We start from the raw sequence: 14,543 nt of genomic DNA, 5'->3' as shown, positions 1-14,543 counted from the left end.
AGGGGCAGACTCGGGCACTCGGCCTGCGGTACGGGGAGGCACCGGGCGTGCCGGGAGCGCTGCTGACAATGGGTTCTCCCCTTACTTGAGCCCTGCTGACGCGTTCCGCCCGGACCGGCGTACGGAGCGGCACGGGCCGGAACGGAGACGATCGATGGGGCGGACGAGCAGGAGTCTGGGCCCGGCGGGGACGATGATCGGGTTCGCTGCGGGTTGGGCTTCGCGGCGGACCGCCCAGGTTCACCGGCGAGGTCATTCGATCGACCCTCTGACCCGTCTGCCGGACCGGCGGGCCCTGCTCGTGGCGGCCGAGCGGTGCATCACCCGGATGCGTGCGCAGGATCGAGGGTGCGGTCTCCTGCTGGTGGATCTCGCCCGTTTCCGCTCCATCAACGATGCCCTCGGCCATGCGGTGGGTGACCGGCTCCTGGAGGTCAGCGCCCATCGGCTGCGGGAGATGTTCCACGGGGGTCCCCCTGAGGCGCCGTCCTCTGCCGGTCGGCCGGTGCCGGGGGATTCCGGTTCCCCGGTCGTCGCCCGGATCGGGTGCGACGAGTTCGCCGTCCTGTTTCCCCAGGTCGACGACACCGCGTCCCTGCGCGGACTCGCCGCCGGGGTCCTGCGTCGGCTGGCCGAACCGGTCCGCCTCGACGGCCTGCATCTGACGTTGGAGGCCAGTGTCGGCATCTGCACCTTTCCGGAGGGAGCTCACGACGCCGAGACACTTCTGCGTCACGCCGACGCGGCCATGGCCTGTGCCCAGCGGCGTCACAGCATGGTCGAGCTGTACGACGAGGCGCGGGACATCGACACGCCGGAGCGGATCGGTCTGCTCGGCGATCTGCGGCGGGCGCTCGAGCAGGCCGAGATCCAGCTCCACTATCAGCCGATCGTCTCCATGGACGGCCGGGTGACCGCGTTGGAGGCCCTGCTGCGCTGGAACCGGCCGGGGCACGGGCAGGTCCCGCCGAACGAGTTCATCGGCCTGGCGGAGTCCAGCGGGCTGATGCCGCAGCTCACCGGTTACGCCGTCGACAGGGCGGCCGCCCAGCTGTCGTGGTGGCGTTCCCACGGCCTGCGCATCCCCGTGGCGGTGAACATCGCGCCCAGTGACATCATCGGCCCCGGGTTCGCCGAGCAGGTCATCGCGACGCTGTCCCGTCACCGTGTGCCGCCCCGGGCACTGGGGTTGGAGATCACCGAGCGGCAGTTGCTCGACGACCCCGGCCGCGCCGCCGACACCCTGGCCGAGCTTCGCCGGCACGGGGTCCGGATCTCGCTGGACGACTTCGGGACCGGGTACTCCTCACTGTCCCGGCTGTGCGACCTCCCCATCGACGAGATCAAGATCGACAGGTCGTTCGTCTCCGAGATGGCCTCCGACGACCACGAGGCCGCGGTCGTCCGCTGCTCGGTGGAGCTGGCGCACACGCTCGGTCTCACCGCCGTGGCCGAAGGGGTGGAGGACCACCGGACCTGGAGGCGCCTGCGCACCGAGGGGATCGACGCGATACAGGGCTGGCTGATCTGCGCGGCGATGCCGCCCGACAGGACCACCGCCTGGCTGCTCCACCGGCCGCCGCCGCAGCCAGTTCCGGCGGGGTGAGAGCCGCCCCGCGCCGGAGCCGGGCGGCTCTGCTTCATCACGCACAGCGGCTTGCGTTCTATGCCACCACTGCACGCACCTGAACCCGTCCGGTCCGCCGGAGACTGATCGCTGTCGCCCGGCGGAAGGCCGTGAGCCATCGCGCTTCCCCGCCGACGACGCCTGTCAGCGCTTTTTCCGGAGGTCTGAAGGGGAGTCAGCAGGACGTGCCTAGTTACCAATCCCCCGGAGTCTACGTCGAGGAAGTCTCCTCGGGCTCCCGGCCCATCGAAGGTGTGGGCACCGCGTTGTGTGCCTTCGTGGGGTTCACCGAGCGTGGTGTCACCGATCAGCCGACCCTGGTGACCAACTGGACTCAGTACACGAAGGCCTTCGGCGGGTTCGTCGAAGGCGCACACCTTCCGCAGTCCGTCTACGGGTACTTCCTCAACGGCGGCGGGGCCGCCTACATCGTGCGCATCGGCGCCGGCGGGGAGGTCTCCGGGGAACAGTCACCGGGTGGCGCGTCTGCGGCCCCAGGCACCCTCGCGCAGAGGGACCTTCCGGCGGCAGGGGATGCGGCCCGCCCGGCCCTGCGGGCCAGGGCGCTGGTCTCCGGGACGGCGGGCGACGAGCTGAGCATCGAGGTCACCGACGCGACGGAGCCCGGCGACGAGATGTTCAAGCTGGTGGTGCAGCAGGGTGACCGCGAGGTGGAGGTCTTCGACAACCTGTCGCTGCGCCGTGGCGCACGCCACGCGGTGACAGTGGTCAAGGAGTCCTCGAAGCTGATCGCGCTGGAGGAGGTCAAGGGCGCCTCGGCGCTGGTGCCGGCCAAGGGCGCGCGCATCGCGCTCGGCCGAGGGACGACCGCATCGACGCCGGTGGTTCCCGGGGGGCCGCTGGTGGAGCGGGTCACCCCGGCCGACTACGTCGGGGACACCGCCGACCGGACGGGCTTCGCGGGCCTGGAGGCGGTCGAGAACGTGACGATGCTCTGCGTTCCCGATCTGATGGCGGCGTACGAGAGCGGGGCGGTGGACCTCGACGGGGTCAAAGCCGTGCAGCTGGCCATGATCGCTCACTGTGAGCTGATGGCCGACCGGGTGGCGATCCTCGACGCCCCGCCGGGGCTGGGTGCCCAGCAGGTCAAGGAGTGGCGGACGGACGTCGCCGGGTACGACTCCAAGTACGCGGCGCTCTACTGGCCGTGGATCAAGGTCATGGACCCGGTCAAGGGCAGGCCCTCGGTGATCCCGCCCAGTGGTTACGTCGCCGGGGTGTGGGCGCGCAGCGACGAGAGCCGCGGTGTGCACAAGGCTCCGGCGAACGAGGTGGTGCGCGGGGTGATCGATCTCGCGACCAACATCACCCGTGGCGAGCACGACCAGCTCAACCCGGTGGCGGTCAACTGCATCCGGGCCTTCCCGGGACAGGGCATCCGGATCTGGGGCGCGCGCACGCTCTCCAGCGATCCCGAGTGGCGTTACCTCAACGTGCGACGGCTGTTCAACTTCGTGGAGAAGTCGATCCTGGACGGCACGAACTGGGTGGTCTTCGAGCCCAACGACCGGTTCCTGTGGGGTTCGGTCCGGCGGACGATCACGATGTTCCTGCGGCGGGTGTGGCGCAGCGGTGCGCTGTTCGGCCGTACCCCGGAGGAGGCGTTCTTCGTCAAGTGCGACGAGGAGAACAACCCGCCGGAGAACCGGGATGCGGGGATCCTCACGGTCGACGTCGGGATCGCGCCGGTGAAGCCGGCGGAGTTCATCGTGTTCCGGGTCTCGCAGTATTCGCAGGGCGCGGCACTGGAGGAGTGAGCCCGGCTCCGGCCGGGTGGAGAGGGGTCCGTGCATCGTGTTCAATCAAGGTTTCCAGCCGCCGGGGGACAAGGGGGCGCCGCACGTCGTCGCCTCCGCGCCGATCTTCGTGGTCTCCTCGAACATCCAGATCACCGGCGGGCACCGGCTGCAGAACATCGCGTTCCAGGAGCTCGCCGGCATCAGCAGCGAGATCGGCATCGAGCAGTACGTGTCGGCGGATCCGACGGGGTTCATCAACCACAGCAAGCTGTTCGGTCTGACCAAGCCTCCGACGGTGACGCTCAAGCGCGGGCTGGACGACTCGCTGGCGTTGTGGGCCTGGCACCAGATGGCGCTCAGTGGAAAGCCCACTGCCCGCGCCCCGTATCTGAGCCTGGACATCTTCGTCGGCGCGTCGGCGGGCACGCAGGACCGGAAGCCGCTGATGAGCTACACGCTCGTCAACGCCTGGTGCGCGAAGATCAATATTTCGTCGGCCAGGGCGGGGGAAGGCGTCGTCACCCAGGACGTCGTGATCGCCTGCGACATGATCGCCCAGGGCGACGGCGGTTGATGCGGGCACCGCACGGATGTGTACGGAAGGAATTGTGAGCAAGCGAAACGGAGGGGGAGTCCAAGGTGGCAGGAGCCGGCGGGAACCCGACGGTGATGAGCGCGTCGACGTTCGTGATCCAGGTGGACGGGATCCAGGTCGCCACGTTCAGTGAGCTGTCCGGGATCAACACCGAGGTCGAGTCGATCGAGTACATCTCCACCGGTCGAGAGGGGATCGTACATACGAAGCAGTACGGGAAGACCAAGCCGCCGACGGTCACCCTCAAGCGGGGTCTGGACACGGACGCCTACATGTGGGCGTGGCACCAGGCGGTGTTGCAGGGTGAGCCCGCGGCCCGCAAGACCTGTTCGCTGATGCTGTTCGCGGCGTCCAGGTCGCCGTCGTCGGACTCCCCGATCATCACGTACATCCTGGAGAACGCCTGGCCGTCGAAGCTGGACATCGGCGGTATGAAGGCCGGCGCGACCGAAGTGGTGACCGAGACCGTGGTGCTCCACTGCGACCACATCCTGATGCAGCCCGCCGGATGACCCGAGGAGAGGCCGCGATGACGTTCCCGACGACCTTCGACCTGTACGCACCGGCCGACTCGGCCGGGTTGATGACCCAGTACCCGTTCGTGCTGCCGCGGGGTTACCTGGACGGCCAGGGCAACCTGCACCGGGACGGGGTGATGCGGCTGGCCACGGCCCGCGACGAGATCGCGAGCCAGAGCGACCCGCGGGTGCGGCAGAATCCCGCGTACCTCAGCGTGGTGCTGATCGCGCGGACATTGACCCGACTCGGGTCCACACCGGCGATCGACGCGGCGGTGGTCGAAAACCTGTTCGCCTCGGACCTCGCGTTCCTGCAGGACCTCTACCGGCGGATCAACCAGGACGGGCACACCGAGGCGGACGTCGCCTGTCCCTCGTGCGGTCACGAGTTCGCGGTGGACATCGCGGGTGATGCCCCGGGGGAATCCTGACGTACACGGCCGACCGGCTCTGGGAGGAGGCCGTGTACGTGGCGTACTACCTGCACTGGCCCCTGGGTGAGGTCCTCGGCCTCGAACACCCGGTGCGGGAGAGGGTCATCCAGGAGATCGGGCGGATCCACACCCGTCCCGACGGCGGTGCAGCGGAGGGGTTCGGGGCGTTCCGGCCCTGATCCCGTCGGACGGAGAGGAGATGAGATGCGTTGGATGCCCCGGTGGCGACGCGGGAAGACCCACGATGCAGGGCCCGAGTCCGGCTCCCTGCCGGGGGAGGCTGCTGCGCGCGGGCGCGGCCGTGCGCACTGGCGTCGGCTGCCGCCGCTCGTACCGACCGTCCGGCGGCCGGCGTTGACCGGGGCCCCGTCGATGGGTGTGTTCGCCGCCGAACGGAACCGCCCCTTGATCCGGGCACCGCGGCTCCCCCGTCCGACGGACCGTCAGGATCCGGGTCAGGCCCCGCGTCCGGCTCCCCGGTGGGCCGGCTCGGCGCCCGCCGTGGACACGGCCGTCGGTCATGTGGCCGGTCTGGTGGCCGTCCACTCCGATGCTCCGCCGGAGCGGGAGCCGGTCGCGGCGCCTCGGGAACGAGGACGGCGGCGGGGGCCGGTGCCGGTACCGGACGGGGACCGGGCTGCGGGTGCGCCGCCCGCCGCACCGCGGCTGGTGCCGCGCCCGCTCGCGTCGTCCGGGCCCCGGCCGAAGCTGGTCGAGGCCGGGGACGGATTCGTGGGACCGCCGCAGCCCGCACCCGCCGCAGACCCCGCCGTCGCGCCGCCGCCTTCCTCGGACTGGCTGCAGATGGTCGAGTCCTACCGTCCGCCGTGGGCGACCGGGGCCACGGCGCCCTCGCCGGGCGGGCCGGAGGCAGCGCTGCCGGTGCCCGAGGCGGGCACCTCCTGGTCGAGCGAGGCCGTCGCCGCTCCGCCGCCGCGGGACAACACCCGGGCGGTGGCGCCGAAGGCCGCGCCCCGCGCGTCACTCGCCGAGAGCCGGCGCCTCGGACTCGGCAACCCGATCCGCCGGCCACCGACGACGGTGGACGGGCGGATTCCGGAGCATCCGCCCGAGAGCCCTGCCGAGACCCCCGGGCCACCGCGCGAGTCGCCCGGCGTGCCCGGGCCACTCGGTACGGCCGCCGTCCACGGCCAACGGGCGAGCGGCCCGGGCAGCCCGGTGTTCCCCTCGCCGCCGCCTCCCGGTGGCGGCCACGGCGGCCTCGACGCGGACGCGGACGCCCACCCGGATCCGTCCCCCCGGCCCGCACCCGACGTCCCCGCCGGGGCTGATCGGCTCACGGACCGTCCGGCGCCCGAGGCCGGCCTCACGGCGCCGGTCGGTGAGCCGGTGCAACCCCCTCACCGGGAGCCGCAACGGCGGGAGGACGGTGCCACCGACCCGAACGCCTCTCACCAGGTCGTCCACCGGCCCGGCGAGCCGCCGGCCCGACAGGCCGCACGTCCCGTCCACCGGTTCGTCCTCGGTGAACGGCCGTTCCGCGCAACGGCCGAGAAGTCCGCAGCGGATGAGCCCGCGACGGCCGGGCCCGCACCGGCCCGGGTGGCGACCGCCGCCCCGGTGCATCCGCCTGTTCACCGCGGGCCGCGGCCCGCTCGGCGCGGGCAGGATCTGGTCCACCCCGATTCCGGTCCGCCCGGACCCCGCCCGGGCGGACAGCGCCCGGACGGACCGCACGCACCCGGGCCGACCGCCCCGCCCGATCTCGCCGCGGCCGTGCTGCAGGCACACGGCGTGGACGTGAGCGATGTGCCGATCCACCGCGGTCCCGAGGCCGCGGCCGAGGCCGCCGTGCTCGGAGCCCGCGCGTTCACCCGCGGTGGCGAGGTGTACCTCCCCGAACGGGAAGGGCTGCTCGATCATCCGGTGGCACGCGGACTTCTCGCCCACGAGCTCACCCACGCCGCGCAGCAGCGCGTTCTGGGCTCCGCGCTCCCTCCGGAGGATTCCGAGGCCGGCGCCGCCCTGGAAGCCGCAGCGGTGTCGGCCGAGCGCCGGGCACGCGGCCTGAGCACGCAGGCACCCGCGGGCAGCGACACCTTCCCGCTGCCGTGGACCCCGCCCGGGCACCCGGCGCCCGTGGGCGGGGTGCAGCGGCAGACCGGCGATGTGACCGCCGCGGCCGCTCCCGTGCCCGCACCGACGGGTGTGTCCATGAACGCGGCGCCGGCGCCGGCGGCGCCGCCGGCGGCTTCCACGGGGGAACCGGTGCGCGTGGACGCCGCACCGGCCTCGACCGGGGGCAGGCTCGTCGAGCCCGGCGGCAAGCGCCCGATGGACCTCGACGACCCGGGCCACGTCGCGGAACTGGCCGGACGGATCTACCGGACGATCCACGCCCGGCTGCGCCGCGAACTGCTCGTCGACCGCGAGCGATCCGGGCGGCTCGGCGAAGCCGGGCCCCTGGGGCAGGTGCGGTGACCGGGGACGCTCCCCGGCAGGCGCACCTCGCACCATTGCCCCGGCGCACCACGGCCACCACCGCGCGGTGGTGGCCGCTACTCCTGACAAGTCCCGGTCGGCGCAGCCCGACCGGCCGCATCCGGTCCCCGGGACCGCCCTGGAACCTACGGAGATCCGATGATGGAGTCGATGCTCGGCGCGGCCGAGCAGGCCGGGAACATCGCCGACCCGCGGATGGTCGGTATGAGCCACCGGTTCGCCGTCTTCATCGACAACGTCGCCTACCACTTCGGCGAGTGGTCCAAGGTGACCGGGCTGTCGGTGTCCTGGCAGCAGGTGGAGCACCGGGTCGGGGACCGCGGGAACCACGTCTGGCTCTACCCGGGGGCCACCCGGTACGAGCCGATCACGCTCAGCCGGGCCGCCGGACCGTTCTCACGGGTGGTGCAGCACTGGCTCGCGCAGACCTCCAGGCGGCCACAGCCCCAGAGCGGCACGATCCAGCTGGTCAACTTCGTCGGGATCCCGGTGGTCGAGTGGCGGCTGAGCGAGTTCTTCCCGATCTCCTGGTCCATCGACTCGTTCGACGCGGGAGGCGCCAAGCCCGCGATCGAGACCCTCAAGCTCGCCCACAGCGGCTTCCTGGAGGACGACCTGGACTCCTCGGCGTCGGCCGCGCCCGTACCGATGATCTCCCCCTCCTGACCACCGGACCGAAGAGCAGAAAGGCAGCCCCGCAGTGAGCATCGCCTCCATCGCCGTGACAGCCGACCACGCCGCCACCCCGACCGGTCTCGCCACGGGCGCGTCCGCAGCCGCGTCCATGGCGCACAGGGCGGCGGCCGGAGCCGCGTTCCGGCAGTACGGCCTGTCCATGCGTTTCACCGTCACCTTCGAGGGAGCCACCAGTGTGCCGCTCGGGGAGTGGTCGGCCTGCCGGGGGCTGAAGGTCGACTTCAGGACCGAGACGGTCAAGGTAGGTGGCGACTACAGCGGCGAGGTCAAACTTCCCGGCCAGGTCGTCTACTCCGCGGTGGTCCTGGAGCGGGCGATGGAGTCGAAGAGCTCCCAGGACCTGCAGAACTGGCTCGCCCGGTTCGTCGCGAGCTGGATGAACGACGACGAGAACGGCGCCCATCCGCCGAAGGGCACGGTGAAGATCGTCCTGCAGGACGTCCACCAGCAGCCGGTCGCCGCCTGGACCCTGCACGACGCCTATCCGGCCTCGTGGAGCGGGCCGGTCATGGACGCCAAGCAGAACGCGGTCGCCATCGAGACGCTCACCCTCGAACACGCCGGTTTTCTGCCCTGACCCGCCGCCACACCGCAAGCGCCGTAACACGGCTGTCATCACCGGTGCCGACACGGTGTGGCACCCGGATCCCCTCTCACCTTCGGGAGCCCACGCTGTCCACCGACGCCAGAGCGCAGCTCGGCCCTGTCGACTCGACCCCTCCGACCGGGTACGTCCAGTTCCAGTTCAACCCGGCCACCATCACCGTCTCCCACACGGCCAACACGTACGGCAACGCGGCCGCCTCCTCCTTCAGTCTGGAGGACATGGCGAAGGCCATGGGCACGACGAGCATCGTGCTGCGCTCGTGCACCTTCGACGGCCGGGACGTGCTGAAGACCTGTGAGCGCCTGCTCGGATGGACGTATCTGGAGCCCGCGGTCAATTCCTCGGAGACGTTCGTCCCGAGGCTTCTGCACTTCATCTGGGGAAGCAGGCAGACCCGGGTCACGCTCCACCAGGCGACCGTCACGTACAGCCGGTTCAACCGTTCCGGGGTACCCGTGCGGGCCGCGGTCGACCTGACGCTCCATGAGGTCAGGAACACCGAGACGCCCACCAACCCCAGTTCGGGCGGTGCACCCGGGCGCCGCAGTCATCTGCTCACCGGTGCGGAGAGCCTGCCGCATCTCGCGACACGCGCCTGCGGCAGCCCCGGGCGGTGGCGCGAGATCGCCGCGGCGAACCGTTTCGACGATCCGCTGCGGGTGCGGCCGGGAACACTCGTCTACCTGCCCGGATCACAGGAGAGCGAGCGATGACCGTACCGCAGGGGCCGGCCTTCACCGTACGGCCGACGGTTCTGATCGGTCCGGGTACGGGGCGCGAGCTGTCCGGGGTCGCCGCGCGGTGTCTGGCGCGGGCCGAGGTGGACACCCACCTGCGGCTGCCGGCCATGTTCGTGCTCGCCTTCGACGACCTGACCGGGTTCGCCCTGGACGATGCCGGGCTGGAGATCGGGACGCGGGTCCAGGTACGGACCGGGTCCGGGCCGGGGGGCCGGCTGATCGTCGGCGAGATCACCGCCGTCGAGGGGCACTATCACGGCATCTCCGGGCAGACGGTGATCCGTGGTTACGACCTGTGCCACCGGCTGCAACGGGCGCGCAGAACCCGGTCGTTCGCCGACGCGACCGACTCCGACATCGCGCTGCGGATCGCCGAGGAGGCGCAGTTGCCGATCGGCGGGATCGCCGACACCGGGACCGTGCACGAGCACGTGCTGCAGTGCAATCAGAGCGACTGGGAGTTCCTGGACCGGCGCGCGAGGGAGATCGGGTTCGAGTTCGGGATGGTCGACGGCCGGTTCTGCTTCCGTCCGGCCCGTACGGTGTCGGACTCCGGTGGCAGCCCGCCGGAGCTGGCGATACCGGGCGATCTGCTGCGGTTCGAGCCGCGGGTCACCGCCGGGAACCTGCCGTCGGAGGTCGAGGTGCGGGTCTGGGATCCGTTGCGGGCCGTGCTCGCGGACGCGTCCGTGGTGCCGGTCGCCTCGGTCTTCACCTCGGCGCCGGGTGTGCAGGACGCAGCCGGGGTCGCGGGGCTGTTCTCGTCGGGGTCGGCCGTTCCGGTGGGTGTGGCGGCGGGCGGGCCGGGGTCGGAGGACGGCGGCCCCGCGCCGAGCACGACCGCCCACGTCGTCGGCACTGTGCCGGTCGGCAGTGCGCAGGTCGCGGCCGAGGCTCTGGCCGCCTTCGTCGGCGGCACCTTCGCCGAGGCGGAGGGCGACGCGATGGGCAACCCCGCCGTCCGGGCGGGCGTCACCGTCAAGGTCCGCGGGATCCCAGGCCGGTTCCCCGACACCTGGCTGGTCACCCGGGCCCGGCACGTCTTCGATCTGACGGACCGCGGCTACCGTACCGAGTTCACGGCCGGGGGCTCGCAAGACCGTTCGCTGCTCGACCTCGCCTCGGCCGGCGCCGCCGATCCGCTGCGGATCCCGGGGCTGGTCTGCGCGATGGTCGACGACATCGGTGACGACCACGCCCGGGTGCGGCTGACGATGCCGTGGCTGTCGCCCGACGTGCGGACGGACTGGGCGCCGGTGGTCCAGTTCGGTGCGGGCCGGCGCAGCGGGGCGATGTTCCTGCCGGAGGTCGGTGACCAGGTGCTGGTGGGGTTCGAGTTCGGTGATCCGCGCCGTCCGTATGTGCTCGGCGGTGTGGTCACCGAGCACAGTGCGTACGACCTCGGTGGCGGCGCGGTGGTGCGGGGGCCGGGTGGCGCGGACGCCACGGTCGCGCGCCGCGGCTTCGTCTCCGCCTCGGGCAACCGGCTGGTGTTCCACGACGAGATGGGTGACGGGCCGACGCCGGAGCGGTCGCGGATCACGCTCGGTACCGGTGACGGGTCCTTCGAGTTGGACATGGACGCCGTTCAGGGGTCGTTGGCGCTGAGGTGCGCGCCCGCGGATCCGGCCGGGCAGCTGACCATCGAGTGCGGCCGGGCGGGGACCATCAACATCGTGACGGGCGACGCCGGCACCGTGACCATCGACGGTGGTGACGCACTGACGCTGAAGTCCGCGGGCTCGCTGACCATCCAGAGCCAGGGCACCGTGTCGGTGTCGGGCGCGTCCATCTCGTTGGGCGGGTGAGGCCGCGATGACCGATTTCGTCGGGAGCGGCTGGTCGTTCCCGTTCGCGGTGGAGCCCGCGGGCACGGTGGCGATGGCCTCGGGGACCGTCAAGCTGGAGCAGGCGATGCGGCTGATCCTGGAGACGTACCCGGGTGAGCGCCCGATGCGGCCGCGGTTCGGCAGCACCCTGCGGGACTACGTGTTCGACGGTGCGAGCGTCCACAAGACCGCGGAGATAGCCGACTTGGTGAGGCGTGCGATCGAGCAGTGGGAGCCGCGCGTGGACGTCGCCGAGGTGGAGGTGTACCCGGACCGGGAGCGTCCCGGTCTGCTCTACATCGACATCCGGTACGTCATCCCCGGTACCAACAGTCCACGCAACCTCGTCTTCCCCTTCTACACCATCCCCGAGCACGAGGAGGGCGAGTACTGATGCCCCTGCCTGCCCCCGACCTCGACGACCGTCGTTTCCAGGACCTGGTCGACGAGGCGAAGCGCCTGGTGATGCGGCGCTGCCCGGCGTGGACGGACCACAACGTCTCCGACCCCGGCGTCACCCTGATCGAGACCTTCGCCCACATGACCGACCAGCTGTTCTACCGGCTGAACCAGATTCCCGACCGGCTGTACGTGACGTTCCTCAACCTGATCGGTCTGCGCATGCTGCCGCCCACCCCGGCCCGGGCACCCGTCACCTTCTGGCTCTCCAGCCCGGCCGGTTCGCCGCTGACGATCGCCGCGGGCACCAGGGTGGGCACCGTGCGCACGGCCACCGCCGAGTCGATCGTGTTCTCCACCCGGGAGGACCTGGCCGTGGTGCCGTGCTCGCTCGCCAGGGTCAGGACCCCGGCCGAGGCGGAGGCCGCGGAGGGCCAGGGCACGGGCGGTGCCGGGCAGGAGCAGCCCGGCGGGACTGCGGACCGCTCGCGGTCGCTCGCCGACGGGCGGCCGTTCACGGCGTTCCGGCGGCGCCCCGGGATCGGCGATGCGCTGCTGATCGGCCTGTCCGACCCCGTCCCCGGATGCGTCGTCAGGATCGGCTTCCGCGGCCGGGTGGAGGGTGTGGGGGTCAACCCCAAGCATCCGCCGCTGGTCTGGGAAGCGTGGGCCGGTGACGGCTGGGCGCCGTGCGAGACGAGCCTGGACGAGACCGGGGGTCTGAACACCTCGGGTGCGATCGTCCTGCACGTACCGGCCGGGCACCGGGCCTCGGTGATCGGGGGTGACCGGGCGGGCTGGATCAGGGCGCTGGTCGTCGAGCCGGAGGAGGGGCAGCCCCCCTATGCGAACTCGCCGGTCGTCGACGGGCTGACGGTCTGTACGGTGGGCGCGACCGTCGAGGCACTGCACGCCGATCCGGCCGGCCCGGAGGTGCTGGGCGAGGCGGAGGGCGTGCCCGGCCAGAGGTTCCCGCTGCGGCGCAGCCCCGTACTGGCCGGTTACGGTCCGACGGTCGTGGAGACCAGCTCGCCGGACGGCTGGGTGGAGTGGAGCGAGGTCGAGCACTTCGCCGACAGCGGCCCGCAGGACCGGCACTTCGCGCTGGACGCGGTCTCGGGCCTGCTGCTGTTCGGCCCGGCGGTGCGCGAACCTGACGGCGGCCTGCGCCGCTACGGCGCGGTCCCCGACAAGGGCGCCGAGGTGCGCATCCGCGGGTACGCGACCGGGGGCGGCGCGCACGGGAACGTGGCGGCGGGGGCCATCAGCCGGTTGAAGTCCTCGATCCCGTCGGTCACGGCCGTGGAGAACCGGCGGCCGGCCCAGGGCGGGGTGGACGGGGAGACCCTGGAGGAGGCGAAGGACCGCGGGCCGCTGCTGGTGCGTACCCGCAGCCGGGCGGTGACCGCGGAGGACTACGAGATCCTGGCCCGCGAGGCGGCGCCGGAGATCGCCCGGGTGCGGTGTGTGCCGGCCGGCCGGGACGCGGCCGACGCCGGGGCCGTGCGGGTGCTGGTCGTTCCGGCTGCGGCGATGCCGGACGGGCGGATCCTGTTCGAGAACCTCGTCCCGCCGGAGCCGACCCTGCGCCGGATCGGTGAACGCCTGGACCGGGCACGGGTGGTGGGCACCCGCGCGGTGCTCGAACCGCCGCTGTACCGCGGTGTCACCGTGGTCGCCCGTCTGGTGGCGCGGCCGCGGGTGAACGCCGAACGGGTGCGGGAGGACGCCCTCGACGTCCTCTACCGGTACCTCAACCCGCTGCCGGGCGGCGGGCCCGACGGGGCAGGCTGGCCGTTCGGCCGGCCCGTGCAGGCCGGGGAGATCTTCGGGCGGCTGCAGCAGGTGTCCGGGGTCGAACTGGTCGAGGACGTGCGGCTGTTCTCCGCCGACCCGGTCACCGGGGTGCACGGCAAGGAGACCGCCCGGATCGATCTCGATACGAACAGCCTGGTGTTCTCGTACGAGCACCAGATCAGAGTGGAGGCGCACTGATGCGAAGAGCCGTGGAAGGGCTGGGCACGCCGTACCCGATCGGTGCCATGCTGCCCGCGGTCTTCCAGGAGGACCCGGTGGCGATGAGCTGGACCGGGGCCCTGGACGAGGTGCTGGCTCCGGCGATCTCCACCCTGGACTGCCTGGCCGCGTACGTGGACCCGGCGCTGGCGCCCCCGGACTTCGTGCCCTGGCTGGCGGGCTGGCTGGGCACCGTCCTGGACGAGAACTGGCCGCTGGAGCGACAACGCGAGGCCGTGGCCGAGTGCGTGCGGCTCTTTCGCGGACGAGGGACCGTCGACGGTCTGCGGGCCATGGTCCAGCTCGCCACCGGTGGCGAGGTGGAGATCACCGAGAGCGGCGGAATCCGCTGGTCCACGACCCCCAACTCCCCGTTGCCGGGCCGGGCGCAGACCCACCTCGCCGTCCGGGTGACGGTGGCGAAGGGTACGCCGGTGGACGTCACCGCCCTGGAAGAGCTGCTCGTGGCAGAGAAACCCGCCCATGTCCCGCACAGTCTGGAGGTCGTCGAGCGATGATCGTGTGTCGCAGCTGCGGGCTGCACAACCGTGACGACGACGCCTTCTGCGGCACCTGCGGAGGCTTCCTCGAATGGACGGGGGAGAAGCAGACACCGAAGGCCGCCCCGGCCGTCGAGGTACCGGAGCAGCAGGAGCAGGCGGACGCACCGCCGCGTACCGGGTTGCTGCAGCGCGTGGTCCAAGGAACGAACAGTCTCATCGCGGGACCGCCGAGGCAGCGGAACTCCGAGCCGACGACGCCCTCGGCGGGTCAGGCCCGGCCCGCGGCGGCCACGCGGCCCGGGGCCGGCTCGCCCCCGCCCCCGCCGCCCCGGCCTGGACGGAACGCGGCCGGTCCC

15 protein-coding genes are annotated in these 14,543 nt (G+C 72.0%); 14 read left to right on the top strand and 1 reads right to left on the bottom strand.

Translation table 11 applies throughout. The annotated features are described in order from the left end of the window. Positions 1-154: 154 nt before the first annotated feature. The 9 genes from AA75_RS14120 to AA75_RS14080 all read left to right on the top strand — a co-directional run bounded on the left by AA75_RS14120 (position 155) and on the right by AA75_RS14080 (position 8,670). On the top strand, positions 155-1,606 hold the full coding sequence (locus AA75_RS14120) for a bifunctional diguanylate cyclase/phosphodiesterase (protein WP_082526496.1): 1,452 nt from the start codon (positions 155-157) through the stop codon (positions 1,604-1,606). A gap of 206 nt (positions 1,607-1,812) precedes the next feature. Continuing rightward, positions 1,813-3,405: a phage tail sheath subtilisin-like domain-containing protein gene (locus AA75_RS14115; RefSeq protein WP_033820330.1), complete on the top strand. Its 1,593-nt coding sequence runs from the start codon at positions 1,813-1,815 to the stop codon at positions 3,403-3,405. A gap of 37 nt (positions 3,406-3,442) precedes the next feature. Then, complete coding sequence (locus AA75_RS14110; RefSeq protein WP_158515496.1) at positions 3,443-3,961, top strand: phage tail protein; 519 nt, start codon at positions 3,443-3,445, stop codon at positions 3,959-3,961. 95 nt (positions 3,962-4,056) lie between these two features. Further along, entirely contained in the window at positions 4,057-4,494 is a 438-nt protein-coding gene (locus tag AA75_RS14105) for a phage tail protein (protein ID WP_033820328.1), read from the top strand. A 17-nt stretch (positions 4,495-4,511) separates the two neighbouring features. Next, complete coding sequence (locus AA75_RS14100) at positions 4,512-4,931, top strand: hypothetical protein (protein WP_082526494.1); 420 nt, start codon at positions 4,512-4,514, stop codon at positions 4,929-4,931. Then, positions 4,925-5,113: a DUF6760 family protein gene (locus tag AA75_RS14095; protein WP_359889730.1), complete on the top strand. Its 189-nt coding sequence runs from the start codon at positions 4,925-4,927 to the stop codon at positions 5,111-5,113. Before AA75_RS14100 ends, AA75_RS14095 begins: the two co-directional genes overlap by 7 nt. Positions 5,114-5,138: 25 nt before the next feature. Next, positions 5,139-7,376 carry a DUF4157 domain-containing protein gene (locus AA75_RS53455; protein ID WP_149038121.1) on the top strand — a complete coding sequence of 746 codons (2,238 nt, stop codon included), beginning with the start codon at positions 5,139-5,141 and terminating at the stop codon, positions 7,374-7,376. Between the two features lie 159 nt (positions 7,377-7,535). Beyond that, positions 7,536-8,063, top strand: coding sequence for a phage tail protein (locus AA75_RS14085; protein ID WP_033820324.1), 528 nt, complete (start codon positions 7,536-7,538; stop codon positions 8,061-8,063). A gap of 34 nt (positions 8,064-8,097) precedes the next feature. Next, entirely contained in the window at positions 8,098-8,670 is a 573-nt protein-coding gene (locus tag AA75_RS14080) for a phage tail protein (RefSeq protein WP_033820323.1), read from the top strand. A 76-nt stretch (positions 8,671-8,746) separates the two neighbouring features. Here the strand turns inward: AA75_RS14080 and AA75_RS49285 are convergent, their stop codons facing one another. After that, positions 8,747-8,920 carry a hypothetical protein gene (locus AA75_RS49285; RefSeq protein ID WP_158515494.1) on the bottom strand — a complete coding sequence of 58 codons (174 nt, stop codon included), beginning with the start codon at positions 8,918-8,920 and terminating at the stop codon, positions 8,747-8,749. Between AA75_RS49285 and AA75_RS14070 the strand changes: the two genes are divergently transcribed. The 5 genes from AA75_RS14070 to AA75_RS14050 are packed head-to-tail and all read left to right on the top strand — an operon-like array spanning position 8,853 to position 14,202. Continuing rightward, complete coding sequence (locus AA75_RS14070) at positions 8,853-9,413, top strand: hypothetical protein (RefSeq protein WP_233289019.1); 561 nt, start codon at positions 8,853-8,855, stop codon at positions 9,411-9,413. The two genes, AA75_RS49285 and AA75_RS14070, sit on opposite strands and share 68 nt — an antisense overlap. Then, on the top strand, positions 9,410-11,248 hold the full coding sequence (locus tag AA75_RS14065; RefSeq protein WP_033820321.1) for a phage baseplate assembly protein V: 1,839 nt from the start codon (positions 9,410-9,412) through the stop codon (positions 11,246-11,248). The genes AA75_RS14070 and AA75_RS14065 overlap by 4 nt, the downstream gene beginning before the upstream one ends. A gap of 7 nt (positions 11,249-11,255) precedes the next feature. Continuing rightward, entirely contained in the window at positions 11,256-11,663 is a 408-nt protein-coding gene (locus tag AA75_RS14060) for a GPW/gp25 family protein (RefSeq protein ID WP_033820320.1), read from the top strand. Then, positions 11,663-13,663, top strand: a complete 2,001-nt coding sequence (locus AA75_RS14055; protein WP_033820319.1) for a putative baseplate assembly protein — start codon at positions 11,663-11,665, stop codon at positions 13,661-13,663. Before AA75_RS14060 ends, AA75_RS14055 begins: the two co-directional genes overlap by 1 nt. Then, positions 13,663-14,202 carry a phage tail protein I gene (locus AA75_RS14050; protein ID WP_033820318.1) on the top strand — a complete coding sequence of 180 codons (540 nt, stop codon included), beginning with the start codon at positions 13,663-13,665 and terminating at the stop codon, positions 14,200-14,202. The genes AA75_RS14055 and AA75_RS14050 overlap by 1 nt, the downstream gene beginning before the upstream one ends. Positions 14,203-14,543: the final 341 nt, after the last annotated feature.

Origin of the sequence: Kitasatospora sp. MBT63 (assembly GCF_000710465.2) — a bacterium.
Lineage (GTDB): Bacteria > Actinomycetota > Actinomycetes > Streptomycetales > Streptomycetaceae > Kitasatospora.
Note: the sequence above shows the minus strand (reverse complement) of the source record. Positions and strands in the feature narration are given on the sequence as shown.

Coding starts and splice junctions, on each gene's coding strand:
- AA75_RS14120 (WP_082526496.1), top strand. CDS start 155: ATGGGGCGGACGAGCAGGAGTCTGGGCCCGGCGGGGACGATGATCGGG.
- AA75_RS14105 (WP_033820328.1), top strand. CDS start 4,057: ATGAGCGCGTCGACGTTCGTGATCCAGGTGGACGGGATCCAGGTCGCC.
- AA75_RS14100 (WP_082526494.1), top strand. CDS start 4,512: ATGACGTTCCCGACGACCTTCGACCTGTACGCACCGGCCGACTCGGCC.
- AA75_RS53455 (WP_149038121.1), top strand. CDS start 5,139: ATGCGTTGGATGCCCCGGTGGCGACGCGGGAAGACCCACGATGCAGGG.
- AA75_RS14085 (WP_033820324.1), top strand. CDS start 7,536: ATGATGGAGTCGATGCTCGGCGCGGCCGAGCAGGCCGGGAACATCGCC.
- AA75_RS49285 (WP_158515494.1), bottom strand. CDS start 8,920: ATGTCCTCCAGACTGAAGGAGGAGGCGGCCGCGTTGCCGTACGTGTTG.
- AA75_RS14065 (WP_033820321.1), top strand. CDS start 9,410: ATGACCGTACCGCAGGGGCCGGCCTTCACCGTACGGCCGACGGTTCTG.
- AA75_RS14060 (WP_033820320.1), top strand. CDS start 11,256: ATGACCGATTTCGTCGGGAGCGGCTGGTCGTTCCCGTTCGCGGTGGAG.
- AA75_RS14055 (WP_033820319.1), top strand. CDS start 11,663: ATGCCCCTGCCTGCCCCCGACCTCGACGACCGTCGTTTCCAGGACCTG.
- AA75_RS14050 (WP_033820318.1), top strand. CDS start 13,663: ATGCGAAGAGCCGTGGAAGGGCTGGGCACGCCGTACCCGATCGGTGCC.